Here is a 15,507-nt window from a genome sequence, read left to right on the forward strand (position 1 = left end):
GGGGCCCGGGCTCAGGGCTTGCTCGCGGCGATCGCCTTGTCGATACGCGCGAGCAGCTGCGCATCGACCTGGCGGCTGCAGACGATGTAGCGGTACTCGTCGGCCGGCACGTCGGGGAAGCGGACGATCCTGAAGTCCCGCATCGACAGGCCGGCGGCCTGGACGAAGAGTTCGGCCTCGGCCTCGGTCGTGATGATCGCATCGGCCCGCTTGGCCTTGAGCATCTGCACCATGCCCGGCACCTCCAGCGCGACCCGCTGGACGCGGCTCTCGGGCATGCGAGCGATCAGCGCGTTCATATAGGCGCCCTGCGAGAAGTTCTGCTTCACCAGCAGGCGCAGCTGCGCCTGCTCGAAGAAGGCCTTGGCCGTGATGCCGGCCGGCACGTCGAAGTCGGCACGCAGCAGCGCGATCAGCGGCTTGTCGCGCATCGTCGGCTGGCTGAACCAAAACTCGGCGCGCCGCTCGGGCGTCGCATACCAGCCCGGCGAGCAGGCTGGCGCCTGCTCGCTGCGCAGGCTGTTGAGGATGCGGTTGGCCGGCAGCGGGACCCACTGGACGCGCAGCTCGGCGCGGCGCAGCAGTTCCTCGGTCGACGCGGCGGTGCTGCCGATGACCCGGCCCTGCGCATCGCTGTAGTGAAACGGCGGCCGCTCGTAGAAATAGAGCTTGAGCGGGGCCTCGTCCGGGTGGCCGCCGCCGGCCGCCAGCGCGCCCTCGGGCCGGAGGGCGGCCGCCAGCAGCAGGGCCAGCGTCCAGCGACATGCCGCGGCTGCTCGCCGGCAGGTCGGCTGCTCGCAGCCCCTGTCTCGGGGTCTTGTTGTGCTCATTGGTCCTCGCCTGTCCCGGGCATGGCCGGGCGCCATGCGAACGCAGCGGAATCTACTACGATTTGCGAGGCGCCATCGGAGTCCCCGCGATGCCCTCGCGCCGATCAGGCGTGACGCTGCCGCGCCAGCTCGCGCAGCTCGGCGTGCAGCGTCTGCCATTGCGGGGCCTGGGCAAAGGCGGCGGTGGCGCGGTCGAGCAGGGCCGCCAGCGCCGGATCGTCGCGCTGGCAGCATAGATAGCGGTCATTGGCCAGCGGCGGGCGCGAGACGTACAGCCACGGCGCGCCGTCCGGGTCGAGCCGGCGCAGGCGCAGCAGCGCGACCGCGCTGATGAAGGTGGCGTCGATGCGGCGGCGCTGCAGCTTGGCCAGGTTCGACTCCTCGTCGCTGACGGCCTCGTACTGGATGCGGCCGGCGGCCATCGCCTCGGCCAGCGGGCCGTAGCGGTGGCTGCGCACGGTGCCCAGGCGCTGGCCGGCCAGCGAATCGGGGCCGCGGTAGTCGACCGGCCGCTCGCGGTGCGAGACGAGGAGCTTCAGGTCGCGCAGCAGCAGGCCGCTCCAGCGGAAGCGCTGGCGCTGCGGGTCGCCGATCCAGCGCGGGTTCGACCAGGCCAGCACGCCGGTCCAGGCCTCGCCGGCCAGCAGGCGGTCCAGGCGCGGCCGCGGCAGCTGCGTCGGCACGAAGCGGTAGCGGCCGCCGGACAGCTCGGTCAGCCAATGCGCCAGCTGTGGCGTCAGGCCGCCCGGCGTCCAGGCGGCGTAGGCCGCCTCGGTCTGGTAGTTGTACAGCGGCAGCTCGCGCGAGTCGGCCGGCGCGACCCGGGCGCGCGCCGGCGCGGCGAGGCCCAGCGCCGGCAGCAGGCAGAGAACGGCACGCCTGCGCATCGCTGCGCTCAGGCTGTGGCGGCGAGGCGGGCGATCAACTCGCTGGCCAGCGGCCAGTCGCCGTAGCCGGAGGCCGGGTTCAGATGGCCGACCTCGCCCAGGTCCAGCAGCTCCGAGCCCCAGTCGGCGGCCAGCGCGGCGATGCGCTCGTAAGTGCCCAGCGGGTCGTTGCGGCTGGCGGCAACCAGGCTGCGGAAGGGCAGCGGTTCGCGCGGCACCGGCAGCCAGCCACCGGCGCGCAGCGCGGCGATTTCGGGATAGCCCTCGGGCATCGGCGTCTCGAAGTCGGGCGGCGTCGCCAGCAGCGCCGCATGCACCGGGCGCCGGCTCTGCTGCGCCCAATGGGCCAGCATGATGCAGCCACCGCTGTGGGCGACGACGACGATGGGTCCGTCAATGGCACGCGCGGCCGCCTCGATCGCGGCGACGCGCCTGGCGCAGTCCAGATCCTCGCGCCCCATCGGCGGCACCGTGACGACGCGTTCCAGCTTGGGCGCCAGCAAGGTCTGCCAATGCTGGGGCACCGCGTCGCGCAGGCCCGGCACGATCAGGACGGTCGCTCGCGTCTCCAGCGTCATCGATCAGGCCGCCTTGTTGAGCCAGCCCTGCTGGCGGCCCTTGGCGTTCGGCGCATAGCCGATCGCGGCCAGCGTTTCCTCGACCGTGTCGTAGAACACGCCGATCTTGCAGATCTCGCGCGCTTCCTTGGCGGTGGCGATGTCGCGGCCGAATTCCTTGGAGATGCGCACCAGCTGCTCGATCTGCTCGACCGTGGTCATCTTGGCCGTGCGCTTCTGGTTCCAGAGGTTGTCCTCGATGCCGCAGCGCACGTGCAGGCCCATGGCGATGCCCATCATATTGATCGGCAGGGTGTTGAGCATGCTGCTCTCCACCGTCAGCATGGTGCCGTCGGGGATGGCGCGCAGGAAGTTGGCCAGGCTGTAGATGGTCGGCTGATCCATGCCGCCACCGATCGCGACCCAGTTGCAGATCAGCGGGCCCTTGTAGATGCCGCGACGGATCATGCGCTCGACGGTCTCGTAGCTGTTGACGTTGTAGAACTGGAAGGCGCTCTGGATGCCGGCCTTGCTCAGGCGGCGCACATGCTCCTCGAAGAAGCTGGGCGTCGAGGGCACGACCATTTCGGTATAGGCGCGGAAGCCGTCCGGCTCGCCCAGCGAGGTGCCGGCGATGTCGCGCGCATCCATCTGCTCGATCACGTTCATCTGCGAGGTGTTGACCGTCACCGTCACCTGGTCCGGCTTCGGATCCAGATCGGCCAGCATGTGGCGGGTGTCGTCCGACAGCCATTTGGCGATCTCGCCTTCACCGACCGGCGCGAAGGAGATCGAGCCGCCGACCTGGATGATCATCTCGGGCACGGCCTTGCGCACGCCGGCGATCAGCTCGTTGAACATCGACAGGCGCTTGCTGCCCTTGCCGTCCAGCTCGCGCACATGCAGATGCAGCACGGTGGCGCCGGCGTTGTAGCAGTCGACGGCCTTCTGGATCTGCGCCTCCATCGTCACCGGGATGTCCTCGGGGAAGTCCGAGGGAACCCACTCGGGCCCGTAGGGCGCGGCGGTGATGACCAGCTTGTCCTGGTTTTCGGGGAAGAGGGATCCGTCGAGGAAGTTCATTGCGGGCTCCTGGGCACTGGGGGATGGCCCGGCCGGGGCGAACGCCCCGGCGCGGACCGGTTCCCGGCAGATTAAGGAGGCTTGGGCCGGAACACCCCCCCATCGCCGAGGGGGGAGGGCTGATTCGGGCGCTATTCCAGCGGCGGCAGCAGGCCCAGGATGCGGGCGCGGCCGACCACCTGCTTGCGCGTGCCGGCATCCAGCTTGGCGAACAGGTTCTTCACATGCCACTTGATCGTCTCTTCGCCGACCTGCATCGCCAGCGCCGCTTCCTTGTTGGTCAGATTGCGCGCCAGCAGGTCCAGCACCTCGCGCTCCTTGGGCGTCAGCGCCAGGCTGCTGGTCGGGCGCGGCGCCGGAGCCGGCGGCGGCGGGGCGACCAGGGCGGCCGGCGCGGCGCCGGCGGCCGGCATGCCCAGCTGGCGCACCATCTCGCCAAGATCCGGGTGGGCGTCGGCAAACACGCGCTGCAGGCCCAGGGTCTCGGCCAGGTCCACGCTCTCGCGCAGCAGGGCCTGGGCGCCGCGCTCGCCGCAGCGTTCCAGCGCAAAGGCGCGCAGGCCCTGCGCCTCGATGCGGAAACGCCCCAGCCGCAGCGCCTGGGCGGCGGCGGCGGCGCGCTCCAGATGGGCGATCGCGCCGCGCCAGTCGCGCGCGGCGATCGCTGCCTGGCCACGCGCCAGCTCGGCCAGCATGTCCACGCCGCCATGCCACAGCGGGCCGCGCGGCAGCTCGGGCGCGGCCAGCAATTCGTCCAGCTGGGCCAGCAGCGCGCGGCAGGTCTCGCTGCGATAGCGCCGCGCATGCAGGCGCACCTGCTCGGCCAGGCTGGCGATGCGCAGGCGCGGCAGCTGGCGCAGCTGGCCGACCGCGTCCAGGCCGTTCAGCAGGTCGAGCGAGCGGTGCTCCGCGCCCTCGATCGCGGCGATGCGCGCCATCGTGCGGTAGGCCAGCATCACCGCCTCGGGCAGGCCGCTGCGCTCCAGGATGTCGAGCCGGTTGGCCAGCAGCGCCTGCGCCTCGGCGGCGCGGCCCTGTTCCCAGACGCAGGCGGCCAGCAGCGCGGCCAGCATGCAGGCAAAGGCGCTGCGCCGTCCCAGCTCCGATTCGGCCCGCCGCAGCGCCGGCTGCAGCTGCGCCTCGGCCGGCCGCGCCTGGCCTTCCCACAGATAGGACAGGCCCTGGATCAGATCGGCCCAATGCGAGATGTAGCGCATCGTTGCCGGCAGCTGCGGATGCTGCTGCAGCCGCGCCCGCGCCAGCGCCGGCTCGCCCTGCAGCAGCAGGCGGAAGGCGCTGCGGTTGGCGTGCATCTGCAGCAGCAGCGGATCGCTCAGCGGCGGCGCCTCCGACCAGGGATCGTGCAGCGCGGCAAAGCGGTCCGGGTCGTCGGCAAAGATCGCCGCCCCGCTGAGGATCAGCGCGCATTCGCAGCGCAGCGCCGGCGCGACCTCGGGCTGGGCCAGCAGCACGGCGACGATATGGCCGGCCGCCTGGTGGTTCTCGCTGATCGCCTGCGACCAGGCGGCCGCCAGCTGCAGGCGCGGGCGGCGCTGCAGCTCGGTCTCGGGCAGGCGCTGCAGCCAGCTGCGCAGCACCGACTGCTGGCCGCGCTGGGTCAGCGCCTCGTAGAGGCTGTGCTCGGCCAGATCGAGCGCTTCCTCGCGCCGGCCGGCCTCCCAGGCATGGTGGGCGGCGGCATCGAGCAGGCCCTGCTGGCGCAGCCAGCCGGCCGCGCGGCCATGCAGCTCGGCCAGCGCGGCGGCCGGGCGCTGCTGCACGCGCTGGCGCAGGCGGTCGCGCGCCAGGGTGTGCAGGCGCAGCCAGTCGCCCTGGTCGGCATAGCTGAGCAGCGGCGTGTCGCGCGCCAGCCGGTCCAGGCGCTTGGCCACGTCCTCGCCGTCGCCCAGCAGCCGGCACAGCTCCGGATGCAGCTGGTCGGCGATGGACAGGCTCTCCAGCAGGTGCAGATCGGCCTCGGACAGCTTGGAGAACAGCAGCTCGATCAGCTGCTGGCGCAGGCCGCTGCCGCGCGCCGGCTCGGCGCTGCCGTCCTCCAGCGACTGCAGCAGCTCGCGCGGATCGGCGCCGCCGGACAGGGCGGCCAGCAGCGACTGCAGACCCAGCGGCCAGCCCTCGCAGCATTCGTGCAGGCGCGCGGCCAGATCGGCATCGAAGCCGGCGCCGAGCCGGCTGCGGATCAGCTCCAGCGCCTCGCCCAGGCCGAAGCGCAGCTCGGCCGGCCCCAGGCGCAGCGCCTGACCATAGCTGAGCAGATCGTCCAGGCCCAGATCGCAGTCGCTGCGCGCGCCGATGACCACGCGCAGATTCGAGGGCTGGTTGCGCAGCAGATAGGCCAGCATCGCATGCGCGGCGGGCGGCATGCGGTCGACGTCGTCGATCACCAGCACGACATTCAGCGCGCTCTGCACCAGCTCGGACAGCCAGCGGGTGACGCCCTCCAGCGGCGAGACCACCGAGCCCTCGAGCAGCTGCTGGCCGAAACCGGGCCGGCCGGTGCCGATACGCACGGCCAGCGCCAGGCTCTGCAGCAGCCGCGCCTCGTCGTCCTGCGCCTGGCCGGTCAGCCAGGCGACGACGGTGCCGCGGCCCAGCAGCTCCAGCCGCCACTGCGCCAGCAGCGAGGTCTTGCCATAGCCGGCCGGCGCCTGCACCAGCAGGGTCGGCACGTCGCCGAGCCGCTCGCCGGCGATCTGCAGCGGCTCGCGCGTCAGCAGCTGGCGCGGCACGCGCGGCGGCGTGACCTTCAGCAGCAGATCGGGGGCGGGTTGGTAGCTCAAGGCGTGTACGGCATTCGCAAGAGCGCACATCGTACCGCCCGGCGTCGCGGGTGCGTCCGCGGCGCGGCCCCCCCGGCAGGAGTGGGATCGCCGGCGCGCTGCCTGCCTAGCATCGCGGTCGTGGTGAAGAGCGCCCGGGATGGCCGGCGCAGATGGAGATTTCGCATGTATCAGCACCTTCTCGTCCCGATCGACGCCGGCGATCTGGCGATCGACCTGGTCGGCTACGCGATCGCGCTGGCGCGGCCGATGGGCGCGCGCCTGAGCATCGTGCATGTGCTGGACGAGGCGCAGGCCGAGCCGACCGCCGCCGCCCGCGCCGAGGCGCTGCTGGCCATGGCCGACGCGGCCGCCCGCGCCGCGGGCGTGCCCTGCCGTGGCGAGTGCATCGCCGGCGAGCAGGCCGATGCGCTGATCGTCGAGAGTGCGCAGCGCCTGGGCTGCGATCTGATCGTGATCGCCTCGCATGGCGGCCGCGCCCGTCCCGGCGCGGCGCTGGGCGCGGTCACCGCCGAGGTGCTGCGCCATGCCGGCGTGCCGGTGCTGGTGGCCGCCGGCGCGCGGCTGCAGGCGCGCGAGCGCGCGATCGAGGTGATCCGCGAGGAGCACCGCGGGCTGGCCGCGGTGCTGCAGGCCTGGCGCGAGCGCCTGCGCCAGGCGCTGGCCGGCGGCCTGGCGCCGTCAGCGGCGGCGATGCGCGCGGCGCTCGACTACCTGCGGGCCTTCGACGGCGATCTGCACCATGGCAAGGAATCGGAGCAGCTGTTCCGCCTGCTGCGCCAGCGCACCTCGACCCTGAATGCCGAGCTGGACGAGCTCGACCACCGGCACCGGCGCGACCAGCAGCTGCTGCAGCAGGTCGGCCGGCAGCTGGAGCGGCTGGAGCGCCTGGGCCCGGCGCAGCGGCCGGACGGCCTGCGCGCGCTGCTGCGCGGGCTGGAACAGTACATCGACTATGTCTGGGACCATCTGGGCCGCGAGGAGGGCGTCGTGCTGCCGCAGGCGCAGCGCCATCTGCTGGCCGAGGACTGGCGCGAGCTCGAGGCCAGCTTTGCGGCGGCCGGCGGCGATGCGGCAGCCTCGGCGCAGGCGGTGCTGGCGGGCTTGCAAGCCTAGCCCTCGAAGCGGTAATCGCTGGCCGCGCACAGCCGCCAGCCGCCGTCGCCCTGCAGCTCCAGCACCTGGCGATGGTGGACCAGCAGGGCCGCGCGGTGCGCGATGCTGATCAGCGTGGTCTGCTGGGCCCGCAGCAGCTCGTACAGCCGCGCCTCGTTGGCGCTGTCCAGCGCGCTGGTCGCCTCGTCGAGGATGACGATGGCCGGCCGGTGCACCAGCACGCGGGCGAAGGCCAGGCGCTGCTGCTCGCCGATCGACAGCAGCTTCTCCCAGTCCTGCTCGGCATCCAGTCCGCCGACCCGTTCCGCCAGATCGGGCAGCTGCACATCGGCGAGGATCTGCAGCAGCCGCGCGGCGTCGGGCTCGGTGCCGGCGGCCGAGAGTCCCGGATAGAGGATCTGGCTGCGCAGGCTGCCCAGCTGCATATAGGGCCGCTGCGGCAGGAAGAACAGCTGCTCCAGCGGCGGATGCCGCACGCGGCCCTCGCCGAGGCGCCAGAGTCCGGCAATCGCGCGCAGCAGCGAGCTCTTGCCGCAGCCGCTGGCGCCGGTGATCAGCAGGCTGTCGCCGGGCGCCAGCTGCAGGTCCAGCGCCTTGATCAGCACGCGCTCGTGCTGCGGCGTGTACAGGCTCAGCTGCTCCAGCGCGATCTGCTCGCCCTCCTGTCGCTCGATCAGGCGCGGCGCGCCCGACTTGACGTCCTGCTTGTGCTGCAGCAGCTGCGACAGCGTGTGCAGGCGCCCGATGCCGGCAACGAAGCGGCTCAGGCTCTCGAAGTTGTCGACGATCAGCGAGACGGCCGTCAGCACCGCGGCAAAGGCGCCGCCGGCCTGCACCGCCAGGCCGACCTCCAGCTCGCCCGACAGCACCCGGCCGGCCAGGATCACGCTGGGCACGACCAGGGTCAGCTGGCTGAAGCCGCGCTGGAACAGGTTCAGCGCGCGCTGCTTCTTGATCAGCGCCGCATAGTTCTGGTAGACCGCGTCGAAGCGGCGCTCGATCTGCGCGCGCTCCTGCTGCTCGCCGCGGTAGAAGGCGATCGCCTCGGCGTTCTCGCGCAAGCGCATCAGGCCGAAGCGGAAGTCGGCCTCGCGGCGCAGCTGCCAGAAATTCAGCTTGATCAACGGCACGCCGAACACCCACAGCGCGACGACGGTGCCCAGCACGGTGTAGACGGCCAGGATGCCGACCAGCAGCGGCGAGATCGCCCACAGCACCGCGCCGAAGGCCAGCAGCTGCATCAGCGAGCCGAGGAAGATCAAGAGGAAATGGGTGGAGCGGCCGGTGAAGGTGTTGATGTCCTCGCTGATGCGCTGGTCGGGGTTGTCGATCTCGCCGCTGTTGCCGAGCTCGTAATAGCGGCGGTCGGCCAGATAACCGTCCAGGAAGCGCCCGGTCAGCCAGCGCCGCCAATGGTTGGAGAAGGCGTCGCGCATGTAGTAGTAGAAGGCGTAGATCGGCACCGCGAAGGCGAGGATCGCCAGGCACAGGCGTACCGAATGCCAGAAGCGATCGGCGTCGCGGGCGGCCAGCGCCGAGGTCAGCTCGCCGGTCTGGTGGTTCAGCATCACGGCGAACTGCGTCTCGGCCAGCATCAGCACGACCAGCAGGGCCAGCAGCCCCCAGGCGGCGCGACGCTGGCTGCCCAGCCAGTAGGGCTTGGCGACCTGGAAGAACTGCCGCCAGGCCTCCATCGACAGGGGCGGTGGGCGGTTGCGCGACCGGGGCTTGGGCTTGGGGCGCGGCGGTGGCGGGGCGGTGGTGCTGGAGGAAGTGGAGGCGGGCATCGAGGGGTCTTCTTGGGGTCCTGCAGCAAGGTAGCGCGACGGCGCCGACCGCGCTGTCGGACGGGGCCCAGCCCGCGCGTCCGACAGCGGGCCGGCGCGCCGGAGCCCGGCCGCATCGGCCCGGGCTGCAGTTCGTCGGATCGCGCTCGCCGCGCCGCGGCGGCCGGGGCTAAGCTGCGGCCATCGATGACTGAAGATCCGGGAGCAAGACCATGAGCGATAGCGAGGAACTGGAGAAACTGGCGGCCCTGCACCGCAGCGGCGCGCTGTCCGACGAGGAGTTCGCCCGCGCCAAGGCGCGCGTGCTGGGCACCGGGCCCACGGCGAGCGCGGCGGCGGCCGGCGACGCCGCGGCGCTGGCCGGACTCAATGGATTGCGGCGCAGCCGCAGCGATCGCTGGCTGGGCGGCGTCTGCGGCGGCATCGCGCAGGCCACCGGCGTTGCCGCCTGGCTGTGGCGGCTGCTCGCCTGCCTGCTGGCGGTCTGCGCCGGCAGCGGGGTGCTGCTCTATCTGCTGCTGTGGATCTTCGTGCCGGAGGAGTGAGGCGGCAGGGCCGTCAGAGCGGCGTGGCGGCGCTGGCCGTGGTCACCACGGCCGCGCCGCTGAACACCGCCTGCCAGGGCCGCGTGTCGGGCAGCACATAGACGATGCCGCGTTGGCGTCCCAGGGTCGGCGCGACGACCTCGTCATAGAAGGCCGGGTCGACGACGATGCAGCCCAGCGAGATGCGGTTGTCCTCGGGCGAGCCGGAGGACAGGCGCTCGAGGCGGCGCTGGCCGGGGGCGGTCGGGCGTAGCCGGTGGATCGCGACGGCGGCCTCGTAATCGACCCAGACGATGGCCTCGCCGCGCAGATTGTGGCCGGGCTCCGATTCGAAGCGGCCGGCCGGCGTGGTGCGCAGCATGGCCGGGATGCCGGTGGCCACCATGCGGCCGACGCCCGGCGCCGCCTCGTCACCCTTGGCCTGGCCCAGCAGCGCCGGCGCCGCCTCGACCAGGAGCCCGTCGGCACCGAAGACATAGATCTGGGCGGCCTTTTTGTCGACGATGGCGAAGGGCCGGCCGCCGGCATCGCCGGCCTCGGCCGCCCAGCGGGCGATCTGCCGCGCCTCGCCGGAGGCCTCGCGGCCGCGGAAGTCGGCATTGCCGACCGCCGGTGCCGTCTGTGCCTGCGCGGCGAAGGCCGCCAAGAGGCCAAGCGCCACCACTCCGCGGGCACCCCAGGCCCGCGCCGCCGAAATTCCGACCATCGCCCACCAACCCCGTACTGCTCGTTGTTCGAGTCCGGGCGGCAGGGCCCGTCTCGCCAGCGCTCAAATGTAGTGGGAGTGGCGACAAACGCTGCAATTTGTAGCGAGAAACCCCTGGCGTTCGCCGAATATTCGACGCCCGGGCTTCAGGCGGCTTTCGCCAGAGCGGGAAACACCCGCGTCAGCGGCTTGACTTCCGGCAGCACGTAGACGATGCCGCCGCGCTCGCGGAAGTTGGGCCACAGCACCTTCTCGAAGAAGGCCGGCGGCATGTTGATGCAGCCATAGCTGATGCGGTTGTCGGCGGCGGTCGGGGAGGCCAGCCTTTCGGCGCGGCGCTCCTTGGGGTTGTTCAGGCGCACCCGGTGCATGGAGACGGCGGCGTCGTAATCGACCCAGATCACCTCTTCGTTGTTCGCATTGCGACCCGGCTCGGCCACGAAGCGGCCGGCCGGCGTCGTGCGCTCCTGCGGCTTGACCTCGGCGATGGGACGGTCGCCGATGCCTTCGACGCTGTCGTCGCCGGCCGCGAAGCCCAGCAGCACCGGCGTCTGGCCGCGCAGCCGGCCGCCGGGCTCGAAGACGAAGACGCGCGCGTTCTTCTTGTCCAGGATGGCGAAGAAGCGGCTGCCGTTGTCGCCGGATTCGACGACCCAGCGCGCGACGCGCAGCACCGGCTGCGAGGCGCGCTCGCCGTTCATCTCCAGCCGGCGCGTCGGGGCGGCGGGCTGGAGCAGGGCGGGCGGTGATGGCGCATGGCGAGCCAGCGCAGGCGCATGTGGTGCAGGCCGCGGCGGGCGCAGGGGCGGAACCAGCAGCACCAGCAGCGCCGTGCCGAGCAGCAGGCCCCGTTTCATGCCGTCCAGCACATCGGCATCGAGCCAGCGACGGGCGGCGATCGCGAGATCCATCGTCCTCATCATGGGCTGCCCCCGGACCGAGCAAGCCCCCTGCACGGCAAGCCGCTGCAGGGGGCGGTTGGCGCCTGTCGGCGCTTGTAGCGGCTACTCACCCGATATTAGTTGCGGTCGGCCTGCGGCGCGCGCTCGGTCGGCACCACCGTCGTCGCGCGGTCGGGCATCGGCGAGGTCGTGTCGCTGCTGTAGCTCGGCGAGCTGCTGTTGTAGCTGGGGCTCGAGCTGCTGTTCGTGTTGTTGCTCGTGTTGTTGTTCGTGCTGTTGTTCATCGAGTTCGCCTCGGTCGACTGGGTCGCCCGGTCGGCCGGCGGCAGCTGCGTCGTGTCATTGGCCTGCGGCTGGGTGTTCTGCCGCTGCAGCGAGCTGTCGGTGCTGGACTGGGCCAACTGGTCGACCGGCTGCTGCTGCATCTGGGCGTCGATCGCCGCGCGGTCGCGCTCGATCTGCTCGGCCGTCGTCGGGGTGTCGGTGGCCTGCGTCTGGTCCGACTGGGCATAGGCGAGGCCGATGATGCCGACCAGGCTGGCGGCGGCGATACCGGTGGCAAGAGACTTCGAGGACTTCATGAGGTACTCCTTCGGTTCGACCCCCGGCGGGGGCGGTGGGGTGGCTTGGGTCGGCCGGAAAAGCGGACCGGCTGAGAGTTACTCTAGGCTTGCGTCTTCGGCGCCCTGGTCGGCCTCGGTCGCGGCCGCTTGTAGGACGGCGACTGTTGCGAATTGCTACCTGCGGCGGCAGGCAAGACCTGGCGCGCCTGGGCGGGTCGGGCCCATGGGGTGTCGCCGCCGGCGCCGTTCGCCGCTATGCTGGCCGCATGGACGCCGCCGCGCTGCCGACCCTGGAGACCGAGCCCGGAGCCGATGGCGGCCTGGTCGCCCGGCTGGCCGGCGAATGGACGCTGCTGCCGCTGCGCGAGCGCTTCGAGGAGCTGGGTGAGCGCGTCGCCGGCCTGGTGCGCGCCGGCACGCAGGACTGGGATCTGCGCGGCCTCAGCCGCCTGGACAATGCCGGCGCGCTGTTGCTGTGGCAGGCCTGGGGCCGGCAGCAGCCGACGCGGCTGGCCTGGCTGCCCGAGCATGAATCGCTGTTCGCGCAGCTGAGCGTGCCGGGCCTGCCGCGCGTGCGGCGCCGGCGCATGCCCGAGGGCCTGGCCCGCCTGGGCCCGCAGCTGCTGGCGCTGCTGGACCACCTGCTCGACGCGACGCGGCTGCTGGGGCAACTGGCGCTGGACGGCCTGCAGCTTGCGCGACAGCCAAGCCTGATCGCCTGGCGCGACATCTCGGCGCATGTCTACCGCACCGGCGCGCAGGCGCTGGGCATCACCGCCCTGGTCGGCTTCCTGGTCGGCGTGACCCTGTCCTATCTGACCTCGCGCCAGCTGCAGAACTTCGGTGCCGACATCTTCGTCGTCAACATCCTGGGCATCAGCGTCTGGCGTGAGCTCGGGCCGCTGCTGGCGGCGATTCTGGTGGCCGGGCGCAGCGGCTCGGCGATGACGGCCCAGCTGGGCGTCATGCGGGTTACGCAGGAGCTCGACGCGCTGTCGGTGATGGGCATCTCGCACACGATCAGGCTGGTGATCCCCAAGCTGCTGGCGCTGGCGGTCTCGCTGCCGCTGATCGTGGTCTGGACCAGCTGCATGATCCTGCTGGGCGGCATGGTCGCCGCCCAGGCGACCCTGGGACTCGAATACGTGCAGTTCCTGCAGGGCCTGCCGGCGGCGGTGCCGGCGGCCAATCTGTGGCTGGGCCTGTCCAAGGCGGTGGTGTTCGGCCTGCTGATCGCCTTCGTCGCCTGCCATTTCGGCCTGCGCATCAGGCCCAACAGCATCAGCCTCGGTGCCGGCACGACCGATGCGGTGGTCAGCTCGATCACCATCGTCATCATCGTCGACGCGATCTTCGCGGTCGCGTTCTCCAGCGTGGGGCTGTAGCGATGGCCGCCGACCAGACAAGCGTGATCGAGGTCCGGGGCGTGACGACCCGGCTCGGCGGCGTCGTCATCCACCGCGATCTGGACCTGACCGTGCGCGCCGGTGAGGTGCTGGCCCTGATCGGCGGCTCGGGCAGCGGCAAGACCACCCTGCTGCGCCTGATGCTGGGTCTGGAGGTGCCGGCGGCCGGCGAAGTGCGGGTCTTCGGCCAGCGCCTGGGTGCCTGCGCGGCGGCCGATCTGGCCCAGGTCCGGCACCGCTGGGGCGTGCTGTTCCAGCAGGGCGCGCTGTTCTCCTCGCTGAGCGTGTTCGACAACGTGGCCTTGCCGCTGCGCGAGCTGAAGGCGCTGCCCAAGGGCCTGATCACCGAACTGGTGATGCGCAAGCTGGCCCAGGTGGGCCTGGCCGGGGCCGATGCGCTGAAGATGCCGGCCGAGCTGTCCGGCGGTATGGTCAAGCGGGTCTCGCTGGCGCGCGCGCTGATCCTCGACCCGCAGCTGCTCTTCCTCGACGAGCCGACCGCCGGGCTCGATCCGGCCAGCGCCAAGCAGTTCGTGCAACTGGTCCAGCGCCTGCGCAACGAAATGAAGCTGACCGTCGTCATGGTCACCCACGATGTCGACACCCTGTTCGCGCTGGCCGACCGGGTCGCCGTGCTGGCCGAGCAGCGCCTGGTGGCCGTCGGCACACTGGCCGAGGTGGCGGCCCAGCCGCATCCCTTCATCCGCAACTTCTTCCTCGGCCATGTGGCCGAATGCGCCGAGGACAGCATCCGCAGCTATCGCGAGAGCCTGACCCGCGCTCCGCTGGCCGCCTGAGGATACGCGATGGAAAACCGCTCCCATGCGCTGGCGACCGGCGCCTTCATCGTGCTACTGGGAGCCGTGCTGGTCGCGGTGGTCGCCTGGTTTCAGGGCGACCACCGCGAGCTGGCCAGCTACACCGTTCTTGCGCGCCAGGGCGTGCCGGGCCTGAACCTGAAGGCGCCGGTCAAGCTGCATGGCGTGCCGATCGGCAAGGTGGAGCAGATCGCCTTCGACCCGGCGCAGCCGCGCCAGATCCGGGTCACGATCGAGGTCGAGAAGAGCGCGCCGGTGACCACGGCCACCTTCGCCCGGCTCGGCTTCCAGGGCATCACCGGCCTGTCCTTCATCGACCTGAGCGATGCCGAGGGCGTGGTCGCGCAGGCGCGGCCGCCCGAGCTGCCGATCGAGCTGCGGCCCTCGCTGTTCGAGCAGCTGAGCGGCGATGCGCCGCGCCTGATGGCCGGCGTCAACGAGGTGGCGCTGCGTCTGAACGGCCTGCTCAGCGACGCCAACCAGCGCGAGCTGGCGCGGGCGCTGGCGAATCTGGGCGACGCGTCCAGCAGCGTCGCGCAGCTGGCGCAGTCGCTGCGGCCGGCCGCCGCCGCGCTGCAGCCGCTGGCCCAGCGCGGTGACCATCTGCTGCTGGAGGCCGAGCGCAGCCTGCAGCGCGTCGACGGCCTGGCCGGCGAATCGACCCTGCTGGTGCAGGAGCTGCGCCAGCGCTCGCTGGCGCTGGACCAGATGGCCGTCGCGGCGCGGCAGTTGCAGCAGACCACGCAGCGGCTGGAGCTGGCCCTGGTCGGCGCCAACCGGCTGCGCCAGCAGCCGCTGGTCGACGAGCTGGGCCTGGCCGCGCGCGCGGTCGAGCGCAGCGCGACCGGCCTCGGCGAGCAGCCGCAAAGCCTGATCTTCGGCCGCGCCCAGGCGGCGCCCGGTCCCGGCGAGCCGGGTTTCGACGCCGGCCGGGGAGGGCGCTGATGCTGCCGCCGCGCCGCCTCGTCTCCCTTCTGCTGCCGGCCCTGGCCGCTTGTTCGCTGGGCCAGCCGCCGGCCTTGCCGGCGCTCTATGAGCTGGGCGCGCCGCCGCCGCGCAGCGCCGCCGCGGCGGTCGAGCTGCAGCTGCTGGACATCGACGCGCCGAGCTGGATGAACGGCAGCGGCATCGCCTACCGGCTCGACTACCTCGATCGCTACCGGCGCGAGTTCTACCGCGACAGCCGCTGGGTCGCGCCGCCGGCGGCGCTGCTGGCCGAACGTCTGCGCCAGCGCGCGGCCTCGCCGACGGCAGCCGCCCGGCAGCCCCTGCGGCTGGAGCTGGAGGATTGCGTGCAGGTCTTTGCCTCGCCGACGCAGAGCGAGCTGCGGCTCAGCGTGCGGGCCTGGCTGGGCGAGGGGGCCGGGGCGCGCTTCAGGCGCTTCGAGATCGGCCGGCCCGCCGCGCCGAATGCGGCCGGTGCGGTCGCCGGACTGGCGGCCGCGGCCGACGAGCTGTTCGAAGGGCTGCAGGCCTGGGCGGCCGAGCGCTGACCGGCGGGCCCGG

At 72.1% G+C, this 15,507-nt stretch carries 15 protein-coding genes; 6 read left to right on the forward strand and 9 right to left on the reverse strand.

Features of this window, described 5'->3' with window-relative positions; all coding sequences use genetic code 11:
- Positions 1 to 11: 11 nt before the first annotated feature.
- From QWJ38_RS21880 to QWJ38_RS21900, 5 genes are all read right to left on the reverse strand, one after another.
- Complete coding sequence (locus QWJ38_RS21880; RefSeq protein WP_290361258.1) at positions 12 to 830, reverse strand: substrate-binding periplasmic protein; 819 nt, start codon at positions 828 to 830, stop codon at positions 12 to 14.
- Positions 831 to 934: 104 nt separating this feature from the next.
- Positions 935 to 1,717, reverse strand: coding sequence for a substrate-binding periplasmic protein (locus tag QWJ38_RS21885; protein ID WP_290361259.1), 783 nt, complete (start codon positions 1,715 to 1,717; stop codon positions 935 to 937).
- A gap of 8 nt (positions 1,718 to 1,725) precedes the next feature.
- Positions 1,726 to 2,295, reverse strand: a complete 570-nt coding sequence (locus QWJ38_RS21890) for an RBBP9/YdeN family alpha/beta hydrolase (RefSeq protein ID WP_290361260.1) — start codon at positions 2,293 to 2,295, stop codon at positions 1,726 to 1,728.
- Between the two features lie 3 nt (positions 2,296 to 2,298).
- The gene (locus QWJ38_RS21895; RefSeq protein WP_290361261.1) at positions 2,299 to 3,357 is read right to left on the reverse strand and encodes a beta-keto acid cleavage family enzyme; all 1,059 of its coding nucleotides are present in this window, start codon (positions 3,355 to 3,357) and stop codon (positions 2,299 to 2,301) included.
- A gap of 131 nt (positions 3,358 to 3,488) precedes the next feature.
- Positions 3,489 to 6,158, reverse strand: coding sequence for a winged helix-turn-helix domain-containing protein (locus QWJ38_RS21900; RefSeq protein WP_290361262.1), 2,670 nt, complete (start codon positions 6,156 to 6,158; stop codon positions 3,489 to 3,491).
- Between the two features lie 165 nt (positions 6,159 to 6,323).
- On the opposite strand from QWJ38_RS21900, the gene QWJ38_RS21905 reads away from it, so the two are divergent.
- Positions 6,324 to 7,274, forward strand: a complete 951-nt coding sequence (locus QWJ38_RS21905) for a universal stress protein (RefSeq protein WP_290361263.1) — start codon at positions 6,324 to 6,326, stop codon at positions 7,272 to 7,274.
- Here the strand turns inward: QWJ38_RS21905 and QWJ38_RS21910 are convergent.
- Complete coding sequence (locus QWJ38_RS21910; protein ID WP_290361264.1) at positions 7,271 to 9,061, reverse strand: ABC transporter ATP-binding protein/permease; 1,791 nt, start codon at positions 9,059 to 9,061, stop codon at positions 7,271 to 7,273. The genes QWJ38_RS21905 and QWJ38_RS21910 overlap by 4 nt on opposite strands.
- Before the next feature lie 212 nt (positions 9,062 to 9,273).
- On the opposite strand from QWJ38_RS21910, the gene QWJ38_RS21915 reads away from it, so the two are divergent.
- Positions 9,274 to 9,606 carry a PspC domain-containing protein gene (locus QWJ38_RS21915; RefSeq protein WP_290361265.1) on the forward strand — a complete coding sequence of 111 codons (333 nt, stop codon included), beginning with the start codon at positions 9,274 to 9,276 and terminating at the stop codon, positions 9,604 to 9,606.
- A 13-nt stretch (positions 9,607 to 9,619) separates the two neighbouring features.
- Here QWJ38_RS21915 and QWJ38_RS21920 read toward each other — a convergent pair whose 3' ends face one another.
- From QWJ38_RS21920 to QWJ38_RS21930, 3 genes are all read right to left on the reverse strand, one after another.
- Positions 9,620 to 10,312 carry a hypothetical protein gene (locus tag QWJ38_RS21920; RefSeq protein WP_290361266.1) on the reverse strand — a complete coding sequence of 231 codons (693 nt, stop codon included), beginning with the start codon at positions 10,310 to 10,312 and terminating at the stop codon, positions 9,620 to 9,622.
- 146 nt (positions 10,313 to 10,458) lie between these two features.
- Entirely contained in the window at positions 10,459 to 11,223 is a 765-nt protein-coding gene (locus tag QWJ38_RS21925) for a L,D-transpeptidase family protein (RefSeq protein ID WP_290361267.1), read from the reverse strand.
- Between the two features lie 107 nt (positions 11,224 to 11,330).
- Positions 11,331 to 11,795, reverse strand: coding sequence for a hypothetical protein (locus QWJ38_RS21930; RefSeq protein ID WP_290361268.1), 465 nt, complete (start codon positions 11,793 to 11,795; stop codon positions 11,331 to 11,333).
- A gap of 248 nt (positions 11,796 to 12,043) precedes the next feature.
- Here QWJ38_RS21930 and QWJ38_RS21935 point away from each other — a divergent pair, with 248 nt between their 5' ends.
- From QWJ38_RS21935 to QWJ38_RS21950, 4 genes are read left to right on the forward strand one after another with little or no spacing between them, the layout of a single operon-like run.
- Positions 12,044 to 13,162 carry an ABC transporter permease gene (locus QWJ38_RS21935; RefSeq protein ID WP_290361269.1) on the forward strand — a complete coding sequence of 373 codons (1,119 nt, stop codon included), beginning with the start codon at positions 12,044 to 12,046 and terminating at the stop codon, positions 13,160 to 13,162.
- A 2-nt stretch (positions 13,163 to 13,164) separates the two neighbouring features.
- Positions 13,165 to 13,980, forward strand: coding sequence for an ABC transporter ATP-binding protein (locus QWJ38_RS21940; RefSeq protein WP_290361270.1), 816 nt, complete (start codon positions 13,165 to 13,167; stop codon positions 13,978 to 13,980).
- A 9-nt stretch (positions 13,981 to 13,989) separates the two neighbouring features.
- Complete coding sequence (locus tag QWJ38_RS21945; RefSeq protein ID WP_290361271.1) at positions 13,990 to 14,946, forward strand: MlaD family protein; 957 nt, start codon at positions 13,990 to 13,992, stop codon at positions 14,944 to 14,946.
- Positions 14,946 to 15,494: an ABC-type transport auxiliary lipoprotein family protein gene (locus QWJ38_RS21950; protein WP_290361272.1), complete on the forward strand. Its 549-nt coding sequence runs from the start codon at positions 14,946 to 14,948 to the stop codon at positions 15,492 to 15,494. The genes QWJ38_RS21945 and QWJ38_RS21950 overlap by 1 nt, the downstream gene beginning before the upstream one ends.
- Positions 15,495 to 15,507 lie beyond the last annotated feature (13 nt).

The sequence above is a fragment of the Roseateles violae genome (assembly GCF_030410485.1).
GTDB lineage: Bacteria > Pseudomonadota > Gammaproteobacteria > Burkholderiales > Burkholderiaceae_C > Roseateles_D > Roseateles_D violae.